Origin of the sequence: Achromobacter sp. HZ01 (assembly GCF_003267925.1) — a bacterium.
Lineage (GTDB): Bacteria > Pseudomonadota > Gammaproteobacteria > Burkholderiales > Burkholderiaceae_B > Achromobacter > Achromobacter pulmonis_A.
In genome coordinates this window covers 173,209-193,958 of the sequence record NZ_LWKV01000006.1, presented here as the reverse complement: position 1 = coordinate 193,958, position 20,750 = coordinate 173,209, and the positions used below count along the sequence as shown (strand labels likewise).

Annotated in this window: 17 protein-coding genes and 1 tRNA gene; 9 read left to right on the top strand and 9 right to left on the bottom strand. The window is 68.9% G+C overall.

Going from position 1 to position 20,750, the window contains the following annotated elements:
• Positions 1–1,533 (top strand): YadA family autotransporter adhesin (locus A6B37_RS24775; protein WP_210405819.1); only part of this gene is annotated, 1,533 nt, incomplete at its 5' end.
• A gap of 293 nt (positions 1,534–1,826) precedes the next feature.
• On the opposite strand, the gene A6B37_RS24770 is transcribed toward A6B37_RS24775, so the two are convergent.
• Positions 1,827–1,902 (bottom strand) — tRNA-His (locus tag A6B37_RS24770).
• Between the two features lie 184 nt (positions 1,903–2,086).
• Here A6B37_RS24770 and cls point away from each other — a divergent pair.
• Positions 2,087–3,544 carry a cardiolipin synthase gene (gene cls, locus A6B37_RS24765; protein ID WP_102772637.1) on the top strand — a complete coding sequence of 486 codons (1,458 nt, stop codon included), beginning with the start codon at positions 2,087–2,089 and terminating at the stop codon, positions 3,542–3,544.
• 32 nt (positions 3,545–3,576) lie between these two features.
• Positions 3,577–4,491, top strand: a complete 915-nt coding sequence (locus A6B37_RS24760; protein WP_102772638.1) for a LysR family transcriptional regulator — start codon at positions 3,577–3,579, stop codon at positions 4,489–4,491.
• Positions 4,492–4,512: 21 nt separating this feature from the next.
• Here the strand turns inward: A6B37_RS24760 and A6B37_RS24755 are convergent, their stop codons facing one another.
• From A6B37_RS24755 to A6B37_RS24740, 4 genes are all read right to left on the bottom strand, one after another.
• A complete protein-coding gene (locus tag A6B37_RS24755; RefSeq protein ID WP_111827200.1) occupies positions 4,513–5,304 on the bottom strand; it encodes an enoyl-CoA hydratase in 792 nt (263 codons plus the stop codon).
• 11 nt (positions 5,305–5,315) lie between these two features.
• A complete protein-coding gene (locus A6B37_RS24750) occupies positions 5,316–6,287 on the bottom strand; it encodes a tripartite tricarboxylate transporter substrate binding protein (protein ID WP_111827199.1) in 972 nt (323 codons plus the stop codon).
• Positions 6,288–6,306: 19 nt separating this feature from the next.
• Positions 6,307–7,488: a CaiB/BaiF CoA-transferase family protein gene (locus tag A6B37_RS24745; protein ID WP_111827198.1), complete on the bottom strand. Its 1,182-nt coding sequence runs from the start codon at positions 7,486–7,488 to the stop codon at positions 6,307–6,309.
• A 175-nt stretch (positions 7,489–7,663) separates the two neighbouring features.
• A complete protein-coding gene (locus A6B37_RS24740; RefSeq protein WP_102772642.1) occupies positions 7,664–8,092 on the bottom strand; it encodes a PaaI family thioesterase in 429 nt (142 codons plus the stop codon).
• Between the two features lie 78 nt (positions 8,093–8,170).
• On the opposite strand from A6B37_RS24740, the gene A6B37_RS24735 reads away from it, so the two are divergent.
• Positions 8,171–9,043 (top strand): NAD(P)-dependent oxidoreductase, encoded by an 873-nt coding sequence (locus tag A6B37_RS24735; protein WP_102772643.1) that lies wholly within the window; start codon positions 8,171–8,173, stop codon positions 9,041–9,043.
• 7 nt (positions 9,044–9,050) lie between these two features.
• Here A6B37_RS24735 and A6B37_RS24730 read toward each other — a convergent pair whose 3' ends face one another.
• From A6B37_RS24730 to A6B37_RS24715, 4 genes are all read right to left on the bottom strand, one after another.
• Positions 9,051–10,319: an MFS transporter gene (locus A6B37_RS24730; protein ID WP_102772644.1), complete on the bottom strand. Its 1,269-nt coding sequence runs from the start codon at positions 10,317–10,319 to the stop codon at positions 9,051–9,053.
• A 139-nt stretch (positions 10,320–10,458) separates the two neighbouring features.
• Positions 10,459–13,623, bottom strand: a complete 3,165-nt coding sequence (locus tag A6B37_RS24725) for a CusA/CzcA family heavy metal efflux RND transporter (protein WP_102772645.1) — start codon at positions 13,621–13,623, stop codon at positions 10,459–10,461.
• Between the two features lie 14 nt (positions 13,624–13,637).
• Positions 13,638–15,119, bottom strand: coding sequence for an efflux RND transporter periplasmic adaptor subunit (locus A6B37_RS24720; protein ID WP_246842570.1), 1,482 nt, complete (start codon positions 15,117–15,119; stop codon positions 13,638–13,640).
• 16 nt (positions 15,120–15,135) lie between these two features.
• Positions 15,136–16,392 (bottom strand): TolC family protein, encoded by a 1,257-nt coding sequence (locus tag A6B37_RS24715; RefSeq protein WP_111827197.1) that lies wholly within the window; start codon positions 16,390–16,392, stop codon positions 15,136–15,138.
• A gap of 248 nt (positions 16,393–16,640) precedes the next feature.
• Between A6B37_RS24715 and A6B37_RS24710 the strand changes: the two genes are divergently transcribed.
• From A6B37_RS24710 to A6B37_RS24690, 5 genes are all read left to right on the top strand, one after another.
• Positions 16,641–16,982, top strand: coding sequence for a DUF4148 domain-containing protein (locus A6B37_RS24710; RefSeq protein WP_102772647.1), 342 nt, complete (start codon positions 16,641–16,643; stop codon positions 16,980–16,982).
• A 142-nt stretch (positions 16,983–17,124) separates the two neighbouring features.
• A complete protein-coding gene (locus A6B37_RS24705) occupies positions 17,125–17,814 on the top strand; it encodes a heavy metal response regulator transcription factor (protein ID WP_111827196.1) in 690 nt (229 codons plus the stop codon).
• The gene (locus A6B37_RS24700) at positions 17,814–19,181 is read left to right on the top strand and encodes a heavy metal sensor histidine kinase (RefSeq protein ID WP_111827195.1); all 1,368 of its coding nucleotides are present in this window, start codon (positions 17,814–17,816) and stop codon (positions 19,179–19,181) included. Before A6B37_RS24705 ends, A6B37_RS24700 begins: the two co-directional genes overlap by 1 nt.
• 184 nt (positions 19,182–19,365) lie before the next feature.
• Positions 19,366–19,986 (top strand): 2OG-Fe(II) oxygenase, encoded by a 621-nt coding sequence (locus tag A6B37_RS24695; protein ID WP_246842572.1) that lies wholly within the window; start codon positions 19,366–19,368, stop codon positions 19,984–19,986.
• Positions 19,973–20,743: a 2OG-Fe(II) oxygenase gene (locus A6B37_RS24690; protein ID WP_111827193.1), complete on the top strand. Its 771-nt coding sequence runs from the start codon at positions 19,973–19,975 to the stop codon at positions 20,741–20,743. The genes A6B37_RS24695 and A6B37_RS24690 overlap by 14 nt, the downstream gene beginning before the upstream one ends.
• Positions 20,744–20,750: the final 7 nt, after the last annotated feature.

The following is a 20,750-nucleotide window of genomic DNA, read 5'->3' as shown; positions in this document are numbered from 1 at the left end:
AGCACCATCACGCTGACCGGCAACACGTACAGTTCGGTCACCAAAACCGGCGGCACGCGGATCACCAACGTCGCAGCGGGCGTCGATGGCGGCGACGCCGTCAATCTCGACCAACTGGAGGCGGCGAAAACCCGCTACTACAGCGTCAATGACGGTGGCGTGATCGGCGCCAACTATGCAAACGATGGCGCCACCGGCGGCAACTCGCTGGCCGCCGGCGTCGCCGCGCAAAGCAGCGCCACGCAAAGCGTCGCTCTCGGCTACAACGCGAAGGCCTATTCTGCGCAAAGCGTGGCGCTGGGCGCCAACAGCATCGCGAACGCCAGCCTGACCGCGAGCGCCTACAACCCCACCGCGCTCTACACCCTGGCGGGCCTGACCCCGATCGGTGAGGTCTCGGTAGGCTCGGTCGGCAAGGAACGCCGCATCACCAATGTCGCGGCCGGCGCCGCCGACACCGACGCCGTGAACGTCAGCCAATTGAAGTCGGCGGTCAGCGCAATCTCCGCCAACCCGCCGGGCAACGACCGAGCGGTGACCTACGATGGCGCGGCCGGCGCCCCCAAGGACAAGGTGACCCTGCAAGGCACGCCATCGACCGACGGCGGCAAGACCGGCGGCACGATCATCACCAACGTCAAGCAGGGCGAGGTCTCCAAGACCAGCACGGACGCCGTCAATGGCAGCCAACTGTATGAGACCAACCAGCGCGTCGAGAATATCGATGCCCGCGTAAGCAACGTCGAGAACAAGTTCGTCGAAACGTTCAGCAGCCTGGATAACGGCTCACGCTACTTCAAGGCCGACGGCACGAACACGGACGCCGACAAGGCGACCGTGCAAACCGGCACCAGCGGTGTCGCATCCGGGTCCAATGCGGCCGTCTCCGGGAAGAACGGCGTGGCCATCGGGAGCAACGCGGTTTCTGCCGCGGAAGAGACCGTGGCAGTCGGCGCCGGCGCCACGGCATCGGCTTCCGGCGCGACCGCCACCGGCAGCGGCGCGCGAGCGTCCGGCAAGAGAAGCTCCGCGGTCGGCCAGAAGGCAAGCGCCAGCGGCAACAACTCCGTCGCGGTGGGCGCCGGCGCCAAGGCCTCGTATACCAATAGCGTGGCGCTGGGCGCGGATTCGGCGACCGACCGCGACAACTCGGTTTCGGTGGGCTATGCCGGTGGCGAGCGGCAAATCACGAACATGGCCGCGGGTACCGCTCCGACCGACGGCGTCAACGTGTCCCAGTTGAATGACACCAAGAACGACATCGTGAACTACACGAACGGGAAACTGCGCAACCTGCGCAACGATGCCAACGCCGGAACGGCGTCGGCCATGGCCATGGCTGCGCTGCCGCAGGCGACGCTTCCCGGCAAGGGTATGTTCGCGCTTGGCGGCGGCACTTACGGCGGCCAGAGCAGCCTGGCTGTCGGAATATCCAGCATGTCCGAAAGCGGCAAGTGGGTAGTCAAGGCAAACGCGACCACGAACACCCGGGGCAATGTCGGCGCCGCGGTGGGAGTCGGTTTTCACTGGTAAACCGCTGGTGATTCAACGGGTCCCGCGGCCGCCACCGCCGCGGGACCTGAATGATTTCGTTTCAGAGCGGATTTCGCAGCTCCGTCCGACGACCCGCGGTTTCGCTCAGCCCGCGCCAATGAGGGAACGGCTTTCCTTTCCATCATCCGCCGCCGGTTCGTCAGATGGGAACGGATCGAGCGAGACCCGCTCCTGGGCATGAGTCGGAACAACGTATTCCTACCAGCCAGGCTATCGCGCCTCGAACCCAAAAGAAAACAGCCGCTGTAAGCGGCTGTTTTCTAAGGAAATTTTGGGGTGGCTGATGGGACTCGAACCCACGACAACCGGAATCACAATCCGGGACTCTACCAACTGAGCTACAGCCACCACTGGTACTGCTTGCTTCGCTGCGCGGCCTTGAAAAAAGGTGCTCATCAACGAAGAGGCCGAATTCTAGCACGTTTTTTTGAATGGTGTACGAGGCCGTGGCGAAAATGGACTTGCCTGGGCGTGGGGCCTTGATATGCTTGCGCATTGACCGCCCCCGGAGACCGTGGTTTACCCCCTCGTCATGGACCGCATACACGCTATTTTGATCGATTACTGGCCTCATCTGGTATTTGCCATCAGCGTCGTGGCCGGAACGGGCGCGGCGGTGCATGCCGCGATGACGAAGCAGGACGTGCGGGCGGCCATCGGCTGGGTGGGGGTGGCGCTGTTTTCGCCGCTGTTCGGGGCGCTGTTCTATTTCGTGGCGGGGATCAACCGGATCCGCAAGACGCGGCTGTCGCAGCAGCGCGACGAGGCGATGGTGGTGGACGCCGAGCAGGTGGAGACGGCGCCGGTGGACGTGGTGCAGGTCTCGGGGCCGCAGTTCGCGTCGCTGAAGGTGCTGGGCGACCGCGTCAGCCGTTTCCGGCTGTTGGGCGGCAACGCGGTGCAGCCGCTGGCCGGCGGCGACGAGGCGTATCCGGCCATGCTGCAGGCGATCCGCGAAGCGCGCCATGCGGTGGCGATGCAGAGTTATATCTTCGACAACGATCCGATCGGGCGCGAGATGGCGCAGGCGCTGATCGAGGCGCGGGCGCGCGGGGTCGAGGTACGGGTGCTGATCGACGCCATCGGCTCCAAGTATTCGCGCCCGCCCATCGTGCGCATGCTGGCGCGCGGCGGCGTGCCGGTGGCGCGCTTCATGACCAATCCGCTGGGGGTGCTGCGCATGCCCTACGCCAATCTGCGCAGCCACCGCAAGGTGCTGGTGATCGACGGGCGGGTGGGTTTCACCGGCGGGATGAACGTGCGCGCGGCCTTCGTCAGCGCGCTGGCCGGGCCGGCGACCAACCGCGACACGCATTTCCGGGTCGAGGGGCCAATCGTGACGCAGCTGATGTCGGTGTTCGCGCATGATTGGAATTTCACGACGCACGAGTCGCTGCCGGCCAGGCCGTGGTTCGATCCCAGCGCGCAGCCGCGCAGCGGCCGGGTGCCGATGCGCTGCGTGCCGTCCGGCCCGGACCGCGCGCTGGGCAGTTCGCACAATATGCTGCTGGGCGCGCTGGCGGTGGCGCAGCGCCACGTGCGCATCCAGTCGCCCTACTTCCTGCCCGACCAGACGCTGATCGGCGCGCTGGCCACGGCCGCGCGCCGCGGGGTGACGGTGGACATCGTGATTCCCGGCAAGAACAATCTGCGGCTGGTGGACTACGCGATGACTGCGCAGCTGGACCAGGTGGTGCGCACCGGCTGCCGGGTGTGGCGCTCGCGCGGGGCGTTCGACCATTCCAAGCTGATGACGGTGGACGACGCCTGGGCCTATGTGGGCTCGTCCAATCTGGACCCGCGCAGCCTGCGGCTGAATTTCGAGCTGGATACGGAGATCTACGATCCCGAGGTGGCGCGCTGGATCGCGGCCCGGGTCGATGCGCTGATCGGCCAGGCCAAGCGCGAGACGCTGGAGAGCCTGCACCAGGCGCCGTTCGCCAAGCGGCTGCGCAACAAGGTGATCTGGCTGGCGACGCCTTATCTGTGACGCCGCCGCGCGGGCTGGGGTAATCTTGCGCGATGCGCTATGAACTGACCGATCTCCGCCTGTTTCTTGCGATCGCCGAGGCCGGAAGCCTGTCCGGCGGCGCCAACGCGGTGCACCTGACCGCCTCTTCCGCCAGCTACCGCCTGAAGAACCTGGAGTTCGCGATGGGCGTGCCGCTATTCAAGCGCGAGGCACGCGGCATGGAGCTGACCGTCGAGGGCGCGTTCGTGCTCAAGCACGTGCGCTCGCTGCTGGCGGGGGTCGAGCGCATGCACGGAGAGGTCAGCGGCTTCGCCAGCGGCCTGAAGGGCAGCGTCAAGCTGTTCGCCAACAGCAGCTCGCTCAACGGTTTCATCGTGCCCAGCCTGGGCCGCTTCCTGTCGGCCAATCCCAACGTCAATATCCTGCTCGAAGAGCGCTCCAGCACCACCATCGAGGCCGCGATCGCGGGCCAGGAGGCCGATATCGGCATCTTCGCCGGCCGCGCGCAGTCGGCCGGCGTCAACGCCACGCGCTATGCGGTCGACGAGCTGATCATCGCAGCGCCGCTGAACCATCCGGTGGTGGACAGTTCGCCGGTGCGTTTTCCGGCGGTGCTGGACCTGGATTTCGTGTGCATGAACCGCAGCACCAGCAATTTCATGTTCCTGCGCGACATGGCCAAGCTGGCCGGCAAGACGCCCAAGGTGCGCATCCACGTGCATACCTTCGACGCGGCGCTGTCCATGGTGGAGGCCGGCGTGGGGGTGTCGCTGGTGCCGCGCAGCGTCGCGGCCGGCGCGCTGCGCGAAGGCCGGATCGCGGCCGTGGGGCTGCGCGAACCCTGGGCGCGGCGCGAGCTGACGCTGGTCACTGCGGCCGGCTCGCCGCCCTCGCCTTTCGTCGAGCAGGTGGCCGGCTACCTGCTCGACGATCCCATCGTGGCGGCCACGCGCGAGCAGGACTGACGGCGCCGGGCGCGCGCCGGCTCAGGATTTCGCGCGCCGCTTGCTTGCCAGGAACTCGTTCATGAATTTCTGGGGCTCGCCGGTGTTGAAGGCGGCGCCGAATTCCGCGACGCTGTCCTCGATCGCTTCGTCCACCGACATCGTCTCCCAGCGGCGCAGCAGCTTTTTCTGCTGGCGCAGCGCGGCCGGCCCGAGCGCGGCGAAGCCTTCGGCCAGCTTGCGCACGGCGCCGTCCAGTTCGGCCTCGGGCACGGCGGCGTTGACCAGGCCCCAGTCGAGCGCGCGGCGGGCGTCGATCAGTTCGCCGGTCAGCAGCATCCAGGCGCTGTTGGCCGCGCCGATCAACGGCGGCATGAGCGCGGCGTGGATCACGGACGGGATGCCCACCTTAACTTCGGGCATGCCGAACTGCGCGTGGTCGGCGCAGATGCGCAGGTCGCAGGCCAGCGCGAATTCCAGGCCGCCGCCCAGGCACCAGCCCGGAATGCGGGCGATGACGGGAACCGGGAAATGGCGCACGGCGTTGCACAGGTCGCGCAGGTTCGAGATGAAGCGCCGCGCCTTCGCCTCGTCCAGCGCCGCCATTTCGGCGATGTCGGCGCCGGCCACGAAGGCGCGGTCGCTGGCGCCGCGCAGCACCAGCACGCGCACCGAGTCGTCTTCGCGCAGCCGCGCCAGCGCTTCGCGCAGGCCGTCGATGACCGGGGTGCTCAGGATGTTCAGGACGCCGGCGTCCTGCATGGTCAGGGTGGCGATGCCGCCGGCCTCGATCTCGGCGCGGGCATGGGCGACTTCAAAGGTTCTGGTGCTCATGGGATCTCCTCTTACTGCATTTTCTCGAATTTGATGTCGGCCACCACGCTTTGCCAATGCTGGTTGGACTTGGCGATCAGCGCGCCGAACTCCTCGCGCGACATGGGGCTGGGCACGGCGCCCTGGCGTTCGATGGCGGCGACCGTGTCGGGGTCGGCCAGCGCCGCGCGCACGGCCTGGTTCAGCTTGTCCAGCACGGACTCGGGCACGCCCGCCGGCGCGGCCAGGCCGAACCAGGACGGGTTGTTCATGGCAGGCAAACCGGCCTCGGCGTAGGTCGGCACATCCGGCAGCACCTTGAGCCGCTGCCTGGCGGCCACGGCCAACGGGCGCAGGCGCTCGCCCTGGATCAGCGGGTAGGACGACGGAATATTGTCGAACACGACCTGCACTTGTCCAGCCACCAGGTCGTTGAGCGCCGGACCCAGGCCCTTGTAGGGCACGTGCAGCATGCGGGTGCCGGTGGTCTTGAGGAACAGTTCGCCGTTCATATGGCTCAGGCCGCCGTTGCCCGAGGAGCCGAAGGCGTACTTGTCCGGGTTGGCCTTGAGCAGCTGCAGGAAGGAAGCCAGGTTCCGGGCCGGCAGCGTCGGGTTCACGACCAGCACGTTGGGCACGTCGGCCAGGTTGCTGATCGGGGCGAAATCCTTGACGGGGTCGTAGGAACTCCTGGCGTAGACGTTGGGATTGACGGCGTGCGAGCTTTCCACCGCCATCACCAGGGTGTAGCCGTCGGCCGGCTGCTTGGCCGCGTAGGCCGAGCCGATGTTGCCGCCGGCGCCCGGACGGTTCTCGATGATGACGGATTGGCCGAGCCGCTCGCCCAGCTTGTTGCCGACCACCCGCGCGATGATGTCGGTGGTGCCGCCCACCGCGTAGGGCACGACCAGCCGGATCGGCCGGTCGGGGTATTCGGCGGCGGCCATCGCGGGCGCGGCCAGGCAGGCGCACAGCGCCGCCACGTGGAATTTTATGGATTTCATGGTTGTCTCCTCGGTTGAATCATCTGGTGGGGGAATCCGGCAGCACGCTTGCGGTGTGCTCGCCCAGCAGTGGCGGCGCCGCGCCCAGGGCCTCGGGCGGGGAGCCGGCCAGCAGCGGATTGCGCACCAGGCGCAGCTCGCCCAGCCTGGGATGCACGGCGGTCTGCACCAGGCCGCGGTGCTGCACCTGCGGATGCGCGAACACTTCGTCCAGCGTGTGGATCGGTCCCCAGGGCACGCCGGCCGCGTCGAAGGCGTCGGTCCAGCGCTTGCGCGGGGCGGCGGCCAGGGTCTGCGCGATCAGCGGGCGCAGGCCGTCCATGTGCGCCAGGCGCGCGCTGTTGGTGGCGTAGCGCGCATCGGCCGCCCATTCGGGATGGCCGGCCACGCCGCAAAAGCGCGCGAACTGGCCGTCGTTGCCGATGGCCAGGATGAGGTGGCCGTCGGCGCAGGCGAACACTTCGTACGGGGCGCAGTTGGGATGGGCGTTGCCGCTGCGCTGCGGGGCCACGCCGGACACCAGGTAGTTGGCGCCCTGGTTGGCGTTGAGCGCCACCGCCACATCCAGCAGGCAGATGTCCAGCGGCATGCCGCGGCCGGTCCGGTCGCGCTGGCGCAGCGCCGCCAGCACGGCGGAGGTGGCGTACATGCCGGTCATCAGGTCCACCACCGCCACGCCGGTGCGCAACGGCCCGGCGCCCGGCGTTCCGTCGGGTTGTCCGGTGTAGCTCATGAGGCCGCCCATGCCCTGGAACACGTAGTCGTAGCCGGGCTTGCCGGCCAGCGGACCGGACTGGCCGTAGCCGGTGATGGACAGGTAGATGAGACGCGGATTGATGCGCGCCAGCGAGTCGTAGTCCAGGCCGTACTTGCGCAGCCCGCCCGCCTTGTAGTTCTCGACCAGCACGTCGGCGCCGGCGGCCAGTTCGCGCACGCGGGCCGCGCCCGCTTCGGTGGCGAAGTCGATGGCCACCGATTGCTTGCCGCGGTTGCAGGCCATGAAATAGGCCGACATCGACGCCTGGCCGTCGGCCGAGCGCAGGTCGGGCGGGCCCCAGCCGCGGGTATCGTCGCCGCGCTCCGGGTGTTCCACCTTGATGACCTCGGCGCCCATATCCGCCAGGTTCTGCGTGCACCAGGGGCCCGCGAGTATGCGGGAGAGGTCCACGACTTTCACGCCCCGCAAGGCCGTGTGCAGCATAGTGTCTCCGTGATTGAAACGATCCGGAAAATTATGCTGGCCCGCTCGCGCGGCGAGGAGTCGAATGTTTCGAACGCTGCGTTCGTCGGCGTTCAAACGGCGCGTCCGGCCCTATGGGACGGCGCGCCGCCTTGGTCCGGCGCGAACGCCGGCTTCGAATCTTTCGTATGGCGTCTCAGCCGTCCGAGGCCGGCGTCTTGGCGGCGCGCACCGCGAACACCGCGTTGGCCTTGAGCATGACGCGGCCTTCGACCTGCAGCCGGCAGGTGGCGTAGATCAGGCGCTTACCCTGCTTGTCGATCTGCACGTGGGCCTCGAGCCAGTCGCCGGGCCTGACCGGATTCAGATACTCGACCGACATCTGCACGGTGACCACCGACACCTGCCCCTGCTGCGCGATGGTGTAGCCCAGCGCGCTGTCGGCCAGGGTGGCCAGCAGCCCGCCGTGGGCGATGCTGTGCATGTTGGTGTGCGCCTCGTCCAGGCGCAGGGCCAGCACGCAGTCGGCGTCGCGCTTGTACAGCGCGCCGAGCTCGGCCAGGTGGGTCATGAAGGGGCTGCTCGGGCGCCAGGGCTCGAAACCGGAAGGAACTTGGGCTGTCATGTGAAGGCCGGGTCTGAGTGGGAGTCGGAGTAAGATTTACACGATAACCAACACCCTAACAAGGCAGGAGCAGTAAAGATGGCGAAAGTCGGCATGGTTGGAATCGGCCTCATGGGCCATGGCATCGCGAGCAATCTGGTCAAGCACGGTCATGCGTTGACGGTGCTGGAGCACCCGGGCAACCAGCCGCTGGACGCGCTCAAGGCCGCCGGCGCCGCCAGCGTCACCGACGGCGCCACGCTGGCGGCGCAGTCCGACGTGATCATCCTGTGCGTCACCGGCAGCCCGCAGGTCGAGGCCGTGCTGCTGTCGCCCGGCGGCGTGCTCGAAGGCCTGCGGCCCGGCACGGTGATCATCGACTGCTCCACCGCCATCCCCTCCTCCACCGAAAAAGTGGCGCAGGCCGTGGTCCAGGCCGGCGGCCGCTTCCTGGACGCGCCCATGACCCGCACCCCCAAGGAAGCCGCCGAAGGCCGGCTCAACCTGCTGGTGGGCGGCGACGCCGCGCTGTTCGAGGAGTGCAGGCCGCTGCTGGCTTGCTTCGCCGAGAACATCACGCACGCCGGCCCGGTCGGGGCCGGCCACCGCATGAAGCTGCTGCACAACTATGTGTCGCTGGGCGTGGTGGCGCTGCTGTCGGAAGCGGCCGCCTGCGCGCTGCGCGCCGACATCGATCCGGCCGTGTTCGCCGACGTGCTGGCCAAGGGCGGCGGCGGCGGCGTGGCGCTGGAGCGCATCAAGCCCTACCTGCTGGAGCAGGACCCGTCCTCGCTGCGCTTTTTCATGTCGAACGCGCAGAAAGACCTGTCCTACTACAACACCATGGCCGCCGAGACGGGCGCGGTGCGCGAGATCGGCGCGGCCGTGCAGCACACCTTCGACCAGGCCGTGACGCAGGGCGGCGGCGAGCGCTATGTGCCCGAACTGGTTTCGCTGCTGAAAGACCGCTAGCCGCGCTTCAGCGCCCGCCGGCCGCGGCAGCCTGCCCGGCCAGCAGGCCGCGGGCGGGCAGGCGCAGCGAGATCAGCGCCGCCGCCAGCAGCAGCGCGCCGGCCGAGCCGAAGGCCACCCAGTGCGTGCCGAAGGTTTCATAGGCCCAGCCGCCCAGCCATGAACTGATCATGCCGCCGACCTGGTGGCCCAGGTAGGTCAGCCCGTACAGCACGCCCACCAGGCGGATGCCGTAGACGTCGGCCAGGATGGCCGAGGACAGCGCGATGCTGCCGGCCCACGCGATGCCGCCGATGGTGGCCGCCCCGTACAGTTCCCAGTCCGCGCCCACCATGACCAGCGCGAAGAAGCCCAGCCCGCGCACCAGGTAGATGGTGGCCAGGATGTTGCGCCGTTCCACCTGGTCCGACAGCCGGCCCAGCACCAGCGTGCTGAAGATCGCCACCAGGCCGATCAGGCCGATGCCCAGGGAGCTGGTGGTGGCGTCGAAGCCGTGGTCCATCAGCATGGGCACGCCGTGCGTGCCCAGCAGGTTCATGCTGAAACCACAGGCGAACAGGCCCAGCGCCACCTGCCAGAAAGGCAGCGTGCGCAGCGCGCCGCGCACGTCGGGCGCGGCGCGTGCGGGCGCGGGCTTGGCGGCAGCCGCCTTGTCGACGATCTGGTGAGGCAGCAGGTCGGCGTGCTCGGGCGCCTCATCGCGCATGATGAAAAGCGTCATCGGCACCGTCATCAGCGCGAACAGGACCGCGAAGCCCAGCATGGTTTCCTTCCAGCCCACGGCGGAGATGGCGAAAGTCAGGGCCGGCGTCATCAGCGCGATGCCGGCCATCGAACCGGTGGACAGGAAGAACAGGGCCATGCCGCGCTGGCGCGTGAACCAGCGGCTGATCACCGGCGTCAGCGCCACCGGGCTGGTGAAGGCCAGGCCGATGGACAGGGCCACGCCGAAGGACAGCAGGAATTCGATGGGCCCGCCGGCGAACACCGTCCAGATGCACGAGGCCACCACGATCGCGGTTCCGGTCAGCAGCACGAAGCGCGTGCCGCGCGTGCTGACCAGGTAGCCGGCCAGCGGCATGCCCAGTCCATAACAGAGCATGCCGACGGCCACGATGCCGGACAGCATGCTGCGCGTGAATCCCAGGCTCTCGGCCATGGGCAGGAAGAACGGCCCGATCGCCATGCGCAGCCCGACGGTCAGCAGGGTGAGTACCGCAGCGGCGCCAACGATGTTCCAGCCGAAATACCAGCCGCGCGGCTGTTGCTTGTCCACGTGTGTCTCCTCGTCATCTTCTTATGGCCGCCCGCGCAAGGCGGCTTGGGCCGGCGGATGCCGGCCCGCGTCATATTACTCCCGGAGATATGCGCCGGCGGCGCGGGGGCTGGAAAAGCTGTCCGGTGACCGGCCGCGCCTATTCCCGGCGGGCCGCGTCCGCCAGTTCCAGCTCCTCGGCGTCGTTCCTGTGCGCCAGGCGGTACAGCGCCGGCAGCACCAGCAGCGTCAGAATGGTGGAGGAGATGATGCCGCCGATCACCACCGTGGCCAGCGGGCGCTGGACTTCGGCGCCGGTGCCGGTGGCGATGGCCATGGGCACGAAGCCCAGCGAGGCCACCAGCGCCGTCATCAGCACCGGGCGCAAACGCGTCAGGGCGCCGATGCGCACGGCCTGGCCGACGGATTTTCCTTCTTCGCGCAGGCCGCTGATGAACGACAGCATGACCAGGCCGTTGAGCACCGCCACGCCGCACAGCGCGATAAAGCCCACCGCCGCGGTGATGGACAGGGGGATGCCGCGCAGCCACAGCGCGATCACGCCGCCGGTCAGGGCGAACGGAATGCCGGTGAAGACCAGCAGGCCGTCCTTGACGTTGCCGAACATGGCGAACAGCAGCGCGAACACCAGCAGCAGCGCCGCCGGCACCACGATCTGCAGGCGCTCGGCCGCGGACTGCAGCTGCTCGAAGGTGCCACCCCACGAGGTCCAGTAGCCGGCCGGGATCTTGACCCGCTCGCCGATGGCCGCGGTGGCCTCGGACACGAACGAGCCCAGATCGCGGCCACGCACGTTGGCGCTGACCACGATGCGGCGCTTGCCGTCCTCGCGCGAGATCTGGTTGGGTCCCGGCGCCAGGTCGAAGCTGGCCACCTCGCTCAACGGAATGTAGCTCGCCTGGGCCTGCCCTTCCTGCCTAGGCAGCGCCACCGGCAGCTTGCGCAGCGCCGCCAGGTTTTCGCGCACCGATTCGGGCAGGCGCACCACGATGTCGAAGCGCCGGTCGCCCTGGAAGTAGGTGCCCGCCTCGCGCCCGCCCACGGCGATGGCCAGGGTGTCCTGCACGTCCGCCAGGCTCAGCCCGTAGCGCGCCGCGCGGGCGCGGTCGATGTTGACCGTCAGCATGGGCAGGCCGGTGGTCTGCTCGACCTTGACCTCGGACGCGCCCGGAATGCCTTGCAGCACTTCCGCGATCTCGGCGGCGGTCGCGTTCAGCACCTCGTTGTCGTCGCCGAACACCTTGACTGCCACGTCGCTGCGCACGCCCGAGATCAGTTCGTTGAAGCGCAGCTGGATGGGCTGGGAGAATTCGTAGTTGTTGCCCGGCACCTGGGCCGCCGCCTCCTGGATGGCCGCCAGCAGCTCGGCCCGGGTCTTCTTGGGACTGGGCCACTGGTCCATGGGCTTGAGCATGATGTAGCCGTCCGAGATGTTGGGCGGCATGGCGTCGGAGGCGATCTCGGCCGTGCCGGTGCGCGCGAACACGCGTTCTATCTCGGGAAACTGGTCCTTGAGCCGCTTTTCCAGCTGCTTCTGCATTTCGACCGACTGCGTCAGGCTGGTGCCCGGGATGCGCAGCGCCTGGATGGCCATGTCGCCCTCGTTCAGGCTGGGCACGAACTCGCTGCCCATGCGGGCCGCCAGCACGCCGCACAGCGCCACGAACACGGTCGCGCCGGCCAGCACGGCCGGGGTGCGGCGCAGCGCGGCTTCGAGCAGCGGCTCGTAGCGCCGCCTGGCCCAGGCCATCAGGCGGTTTTCCTTTTCCGCGACGTGCCTGCCCATGAACAGCGCCACCGCCGCCGGCACGAAGGTGACCGACAGGATCATCGCGCCCAGCAGCGCCAGCACCACGGTCAGCGCCATGGGATGGAACATGCGCCCTTCCACTCCGCTCAGGGCGAAGATCGGCAGGTACACGACCATGATGATCAGCTGGCCGAAAAGCAGCGGGCGGCGTGCCTCGCGCGCGGCGGCGAAGACCTCGTGGAAGCGTTCGCCGCGCGTCAGCGGCCTGCCGTGGTGCGCCTGCGCGTGGCTCAGGCGCCGCACGCAGTTCTCCACGATGACCACCGCGCCGTCGACGATGATGCCGAAGTCCAGCGCGCCCAGGCTCATCAGGTTGGCGCTGACCTTGTAGCTCACCATGCCGGTGAAGGTGAACAGCATGGACAGCGGGATGATCATGGCCGTGATCAGCGCCGCGCGGATGTTGCCCAGGAACAGGAACAGGATGACGATGACCAGCGCCGCGCCTTCCAGCAGGTTCTTCTTGACCGTGGCGATGGCCTTGTCGATCAGGTTGGTGCGGTCGTAGACCGTCACCGCCTGCACGCCGGCCGGCAGCGACTTGTTGATGGCTTCGAGTTTGGCGGCGACGGCCTGCGACACGGCGCGGCTGTTCTCCCCGATCAGCATGAAGACCGTGCCCAGCACCACTTCCTCGCCGTTGCTGGTGGCCGCCCCGGTGCGCAGTTCGCGCCCGATGGATACCTCGGCCACGTCGCGGATGCGGATGGCCTGGCCCTGCACGGTCGCGAGCACCACGTCTTCGATGTCCTGCATCGAGCGCACCTGGCCCGGCGCGCGGATCAGGTACTGCTCGCCCTTGCGTTCGATGTAGCCGGCGCCGATGTTGGCGTTGTTGCGGTCCAGCGCGGTCATGATGTCGGTCAGCGCCAGGCCGTAGGAGGCGAGCTTTTCGGTGCTGGGCGCGACCTGGTATTCCTTGGCGAAGCCGCCGATGGCGTTGATCTCGGTGACGCCGGCAATGTTGCGCAGCTGCGGCTTGATGACCCAATCCTGGATCTCGCGCAGGTCCATGGGGGTGTAGGGCGTGCCGTCGGGCTTGCGCGCGTCGTCGGCCGCCTCCACCGTCCACAGGTAGATCTCACCCAGCCCGGAGGAGATCGGCCCCATGGTGGGCGTGATGCCTGCGGGCAGGTTTTCCCTGGCCTCCTGCAGACGCTGGTTGACCAGCTGGCGCGCGAAATAGATGTCGGTGCCGTCCTCGAAAATGACGGTCACCTGGGACAGGCCGTAGCGCGACAGCGAGCGCGTCTGCTGCAGGCCCGGCAGGCCCGCCATGACGGTCTCGATCGGATAGGTCACGCGCTGCTCGGTCTCCAGCGGCGAGTAGCCCGGCGCGCCGGCGTTGATCTGCACCTGCACGTTGGTGATGTCGGGCACGGCGTCGATGGCCAGCCGCGAGTAGTTGTACACCCCGATGGCGGCCATGCCCAGGGTGACGAAGAGCACCAGCCATCGCTGCTCGATGGCGAAGCGGATCAGGCGTTCGAACATGTTCCGCCCCCGCCTCAGTGCGCGTGCTCGGCGCTGGCCTTGCCCAGCTCCGACTTGAGGACGAAGGTGTTCCTGGCGGCGTAGCGCGCGCCCGGCGCAAGGCCCGACAGCACCTCGACGCGCTTGTCGGAAGCCTTGCCCAGCGCCACGGGCTGGACCAGGAAGCCGCCCGGCACTTCGACGAACACGACCGGCTCGTTGTCTACCGTCTGCACCGCGTCGGCGTCCACCGTGACGGCGGCGTCCGCGGTCCTGGTCACCACGTCGACGGACACGAACAGCCCCGGCCGCCAGGCCATGTCGGGGTTCTCCAGCGTGACCCGCGCCGTGGCGGTGCGGGTCTGCTGTCCCAGCAGCGAGCCGATGTACGACACCGTGCCGGCCGCCTTGCCGTCGAAGGCGGCCGACGACACCGTGGCCGCTTCTCCCACGCGCACGTCGTGCAGGTCCTTGGGCGCGATCACGAATTCGGCCCACACGGTGCGCAGGTCCGACAAGGTGAAGATATTGGCGTTCTCCGGCAGGGCCTCGCCCAGCGCGATGTGCTTTTCCACCACCACGCCGTCGAACGGCGCACGGATCTCCAGGCTGCCCAGGTCCTTCGAGCGCGTCGCCGCGCCCACCGTGCGCAGCTTCTGCTCGGCGTTCTGCACCGCGATCTCGGCCTCCTGCAGCGCGGTGCGCGCGGCCTGGTAGTCCTGCTCGGCGGACACCTTCTCCTGCCACAGGCGCTGCTCGCGCCTGTGGGTCTGCGCGGCCAGGTCGCGGCGCTTGACCGCCGCCAGCCATTCGCTGCGCAGCTCCGACAGGGCCGTGCTGGACAGCACCGCCAGCAGCTGGCCCTTGGCGACCTGCTCGCCCAGGTCGGCCGACACGCTTTGCACCACGCCGGCCATGCGCGGCACGACGTGGGCGGTGCGGTCCGCGTTGAACTTGATCTCGCCCGGGAACTGCACCGACGAGGCCAGGGCCGCCGGCTCGGCGACCGCCGTCCCGATGCCGGCGATCGCGATCTGCTCGGCCGACAACGGGATTTTTCCTTCTTCCTTGTCGAGCACCGCGCGCACCGCGCCGCCGCCCGCCCAGGACACCGTGGCTTCGATTTCAAAGAAATGCGGCTCCCCGATAGGCTGCTCGCTCACCAGCGCGTCCGCCTCCCGGGTGAAGCTCATCCGCTCGGGCGCGGCGTACGGACGGCGCAATTCCGCCGTGACGGCGAGGTCGGCCGCGGAAACCGGCTTGTCCTTCTGGTAGCCGCGCAGCTTCAGGCGCGCGCGCCCGCCCCGTTCCTCCAGCAGCAGCTCGACGCTGCGCTCGCCGTCGCGGGTCAGCTCGCCGCCCTGGGGCCCGGCTTCGGCCTTTGCGTGTCCGTGGCCGGCCTCGCCGTCTTCCGCCGCGGCCTGCGCCAGCGGGGCCAGCAGCAGGGCCGCATACAGGCTGGCCGCCGCCGCCGCGGCCCGCATCGGGAAGATTCGTTTGTTTTTCTGCTGTGCCATCTCTTTAGTACTCGTTTCAACGTCCCAGAATGCGGTCGATGTCCGCGGAGGCCTGATATACGGAGGCCAGCACCGTCAGGTAGGCGATGTTTCCGTCCGACAAGGTCCGCTGCGCGTCCAGCACCTCCAGAAAGCCGAACTTGCCCGCCTCGAATCCTTTGCGCGCGGCGTCATACGCCTGCGCCGCGCCCGGCAGCACCGCCGAGCGGTAATCGCGCGCGGCGCCGACCGCCAGGTCGAAGCGCGTCACGGCCTGCAGCAGTTCGGCGGTCAGCGAGGCCTGCAGCTCGCGGTACAGGTCCTGCGCCTTGTACGACTGCATGGTGGCGGCGTAGACGTTGCCCTGGTTGCGGTCGAACAGCGGCAGCGGAATGGAGACGCCCAGCTGGGCCTTGTTGCGGCCGGCCTCGTTGTCGCGCGCCACGCCCGCGCTCAGCGTGATGTCGGGATAGCGCTTGCTTTTTTCGACTTCGAGCTGGGCGCGGCCCAGGTCCACGGCCAGCTTGCCGCCGGCCAGCTTGGGCGAGGCCGCGAGCGCGGCGCGCAATTCGTCCAGCGACGCGCGCTCGGGCAGCGTGTCCAGGTTCCCGCCCACACTGGCGAATGCCGGTTCGGCTTCGCCCCACAGCAGGGCCAGCTTGCGGCGCGCGCCCAGCAAGGCGGCCTGCGCCTCGCGCGCTTCGATCCGCGCGCTGGCCAGCGCCACCTGCGCCTTGGAGCCCTCCAGCGGCGGCGCCTTGCCCGCCGCCACGCGCCTTTCGGCCAGGCGCAGCGCGTCGCTGGCGATGTCCACGCTGCCACGCGTGACGCGTACGGACTCCTGCGCCACCGCCACGTCGAAGAAGGCCGCGATCACCGCGGCCCGCAGGCTTGCGCGCGAGTCCGCCACGTCCTGCTCCGCGATATCCCGCGACAGGCCGGCCGCCTTGATCCGGGCGGCGCGCTTGCCGCCGGTCTCGACCGGCACGTTGAGCATGGCGGTGGTGGTGCGCGTGGCCTTTTGCGTGTCGTCCACGCTCACGTCGATGGACGGGTTGGGCAGCACGCCGGCCTGGGTCAGCAGGCCACTGCTGGCGGCGGCCTCGTTGCGGGCCGCGGACAGGCCGGGATTGCGCTCCAGCGCATAGGCCAGGGCGCGCTCCAGCGTCAGCGCGTCGCGCTCGCCGGCCGCGGTTGCAGCAATGGGGTTTCGGGCGCCGCCCGTTTCCTGCCCCGACGCCGGGGCGGTGATCATCAGCGCCGCCAACGTCAGCGGCAATACGGATAAGCGCATGGATTCAAGGAAGAGAGCTTTCGGAACGAGGAAATTACGATCCGGCAATGTATCCAAGCGTCCTCGTCAATCGACCGACAGAAAAATGACATTTCTGTCAGCTTCGCGCGCCTTACGAAAACGTAATCAGGGCGTCTGCCAATTGACAGGCTGGACTCCGTAGAGTGTCACCGTCGATTAACAAATCGCGTGTATAGGCCGGCCGGGCAGAACCCGGGCAGGCCACCGCCTCAACCAAGGAGCTACTCATGAGAATCCACGCCCTGTCCGCCATCGCCGCCCTGGGTGCGGCGCTTGCCCTGCCGCTGGCCGCCAACGCGTCCGGCGTCTGGCATCAGACCGATACCGAAATCGGCTACGCCATCGCCCCCGAGCACGCCGCGGGCGACAAGACCCGCGCGCAGGTGCAGAGCGAACTGGCCGCGGCCAAGGCCGACAAGGCGCAGTGGTATCTGGCCAACCTGAACGCCGCCAAGCCGGGCTGGGCCAGGCAAGGCACCTCCCGCACCCGCGAGGACGCATTGGCCGAACTGCGCGCCGTCACGCCGGCCGAGCGCGCGCGCCTGGCCGAGATCTACACCCCGGGCTGATCCCCGGGGACGGGCGGCATGGCCGCCCGCTTTTTTCCGGCCGCCGCGCCCGATGCGGGCGCGGCGCGCTTTTCAGTGTCGACAGGCCCTAGAATAAGGGCAGAGAATTCGGGGACTTCCACGCACCTTTTTTCCAGCCGATATGAAAGTACTCGTAATCGAAGACGAAAAAAAACTCGCCGAGTACCTGCGGCGCGCGCTGAGCGAACATAACTATGTGGTCGACGTGGCCCAGGACGGGGTCACCGGGCTGCACCTGGTCCGCGAAGGCCAATACGACCTGGTGTTGCTGGACGTGATGCTGCCGGCGATGGACGGCTTCACCGTGCTCGCCGAGATCCGCAAGACCAGCCGCGTGCCGGTCCTGATGCTGACCGCCCGCGACAAGCTCGAAGACCGCGTCAAGGGCCTGCGCGACGGCGCCGACGATTACCTGGCCAAGCCCTTCGCCCTGTCGGAACTGCTGGCCCGCGTGCTGGCCCTGGGCCGGCGCAGCGGCCACGCTCAGGCCGAGACCGTCGGCCAGAACGTGCTGCGCATCGAGGGCCTGGAGCTGGATCTGCTACGCCGGCGCGCCACGCGCGACGGCGTGCGGCTGGACCTGACCGCAAAAGAGTTCACGCTGCTGGCGCTGCTGATGCGCAAGCAGGGCGAAGTCCTGTCGCGCCTGGAACTGGCCGAGCAGGTGTGGGACATCAATTTCAACAGCAACACCAACGTGGTCGAAGTCGCGATCCGGCGGCTGCGCGGCAAGGTCGACGAACCCTTCGACAAGAAGCTGCTCCATACCGTGCGCGGCATGGGGTACGTGCTGGAACCGCGGAGCGATTGATGCCCGGGTGGCGTCCCAAGTCGCTGCGCCGCTGGCTGTCGCGCTGGCTGGCGGTCCAGACCTTCGTCGCGCTCGGGCTGGTATGCGCGGCGGTCTACTACGCGACCAACGTCAATCTGATCAACCGGCAGGACGCGCTGCTCGAGCAGAAGGTGGCGGTCGTGCGCCATCTGGTCGAGGAAAACGCCGTCAGCCAGGACACCACCCGTCTGCGGCACAAGCTGAGCGACTTCTTCTACGGCCGGCCGGACTTTTCCCTGGTGCTGGAGATCGAAGGCGAAAAGGTCTACTACGGCAGTCCGGTAGCCGGCAACGGCGACGGCACGCACGAGCGCCGCATCTCGTTCTCGCTGCCCCACCCGGGCGCGCCCGGCGACGCCCTGAACGCGGAGCTGGTGCTGGACATCAGTTCCGACCTGCGCCTGCGCCACGCCCTGGCCTGGACGCTGTTCGCCTGCGCGCTGGCCGGCGCGATCGTGGTGGCGGCGGTGGGCACGCTGCTGGTGCGCAAGGGCCTGGCGCCGCTGGACGAACTGGCGCGGCAGGCCGCGCAGCTGTCGCCCGACCGCATCGGCGAGCGCCTGGACGAAAGCGGGCAGCCCCGCGAGATCCAGCCGCTGGTGCGCCAGTTCAACGCCGTGCTGCAGCGCCTGGAGCGCGCCTACGTGCAGATGGAAGGCTTCAACGCGGACGTCGCCCACGAGATGCGCACGCCGCTGGCGACGCTGATCGGCGAGACCGAGCTGGCGCTCAGCACCCGGCCTTCCGTGCAGGCCCTGCGCGAGACGCTGGGGTCCAACCTCGAAGAACTGCAGCGCATCGCCAGCATCGTCAACGACATGCTGTTCCTGTCGCAGGCCGACCGCGGCGCGCAGGCCCGGGGCGCGTGGCAGCGCAGCCTGGCCGAGATCGTGCGCGAAGTGACCCAGTACCACGAAGCCGAGGCGCTGGACGCCGGCGTCGAGCTGTCCGTCACGGGCGACGCCTCGGCCCTGGTCGACCGCAAGCTGTTCCAGCGGGCGGTGTCCAACCTGGTGTCCAACGCGGTGCGCTACGCCGACCGCGGCAGCGTCATCGAAGTCGAGATCTCGCGCGGCGCGCCCGCCGACGGCGCTCCCGGCGAAGTGCTGATCGCCGTGCGCAACACCGGCGAGCCCATCGCGCAGGAACATCTGCCGCGGCTGTTCTACCGCTTCTACCGCAGCGACTCGGCGCGCGAGTTCGACGCCAACCATCATGGCCTGGGCCTGGCCATCGTCGCGGCCATCGCCCGCATGCACGGCGGACGCAGCTACGCCAGCTCGTCGCAGCGGCTCACCACCATAGGCTTCAGCATCGTGATGGCGCCGCCCGCCGGCGCCGCGTAGCCGCCCATGGCAAGATCCGGAGTCCCAGGCGCGCGCGCCGGATCTACACTGGCCGCATGTATCCGACATCCCGCGACAGACCATGACCGGCAGCCTGGAAGCCCTCCACGGCGCGCTTGCGCAACAGGATTGGCAGGCCGCCACCTGCTCGCTCGACCGCCACGGCAACGCGGTGCTGCCGCGGATGCTGGACCCGCAACAATGCCGGGCGCTGGCGGCGCTGTATCCGCGCGCCGACGGCTACCGGTCGCGCGTCGTCATGGCCCGCCACGGCTTCGGCCGCGGCGAATACAAATACTTTTCCTATCCGCTGCCGCCGCTGGTCGAGGCCTTGCGCCATGCGCTTTATGCGCGGCTGGCGCCCGTCGCCAACCGCTGGAACCGCGAGCTGGGCATCGGCGTGCAGTATCCGCCCACGCTCGATGAATTCCTGGCGCGCTGCCACGACGCCGGCCAGCGCCTGCCCACGCCGCTGATCCTGCAGTACCGCGCCGGCGACTACAACTGCCTGCACCAGGATCTGTATGGCGAACACGTGTTTCCGCTGCAGGCCGCCATCCTGCTGTCCGAGCCGGGCGCAGACTTCAACGGCGGCGAATTCGTGATGACGGAAACCTGCGCCGGCCGCCAGGTGGCGCAGGTGGTGCCGCTGCGCCAGGGCGACGCGCTGGTGTTCACGGTCAACCAGCGGCCCGTGCCCGGCCGGCGCGGCGGCGCCCGCCGCGCCGCCATGCGCCACGGCGTCAGCCAGCTGCTGGACGGACGCCGGCATACGCTGGGAGTGATCTTCCATGACGCGCGCTGACGCCGTGCAGGCCGAACTGCCGCTGCATGCGGCGGACGGCCCGGCCCCGCGGATCGAACTGGCCGGCAGCGCGCCGGCCATCGACGCGCTGGACTGGGACGCCATCGCCGCGCAGCTCGACGCGCAAGGCTATGCCCTGCTGCCGGGATGGCTGGCGCCGCCGCAGGCGCGCGCGCTGCGCGCGGCGACGGCCGGCCTGCGGCGCACGGACTTGGCCCGCGAGGACCTGGGCCTGGGCGAACGCTATGTATTCGCGGCGGAGCCGCCGGCGCCGCTGGCGGCGTGGCGCGAGGCGCTGTACCGCCACCTGGTCCCCATCGCCAACCGCTGGAACGCGCGCATGGATTGCGCGCAGCGCTACCCGGACGAGCTGGCGCAATTCCTGCATCGCGGGCGGCGGGCGGGGCAGAGCCGCGCGCTGTCCTGCCTGAACCTGCTGCGCACGGACGGCTACATGGCGCTGCAGCGGCACGACGCCGGTGCGCACGTGTTTCCGCTGCAATGCATCGCGCTGCTGTCCGAACCGGACGAGGAATTCACCGGCGGCGAGTTCGTGATGACGGAGCAGCGCCCGCGCATGCAGACGCGGCCCATGGTGCTGCCGCTGCGCCTGGGCGACGCGGCGCTGATCGCCACGGCGCAGCGGCCGGTCAGCGGCGCGCGCGGCGACTACCGGGTCAGCCTCAAGCACGCCATCAGCCGCGTTCGTAGCGGCGAGCGCGCCGGGCTGGAACTGTTGTTCCACGACGCGCCCTGACCCGCCG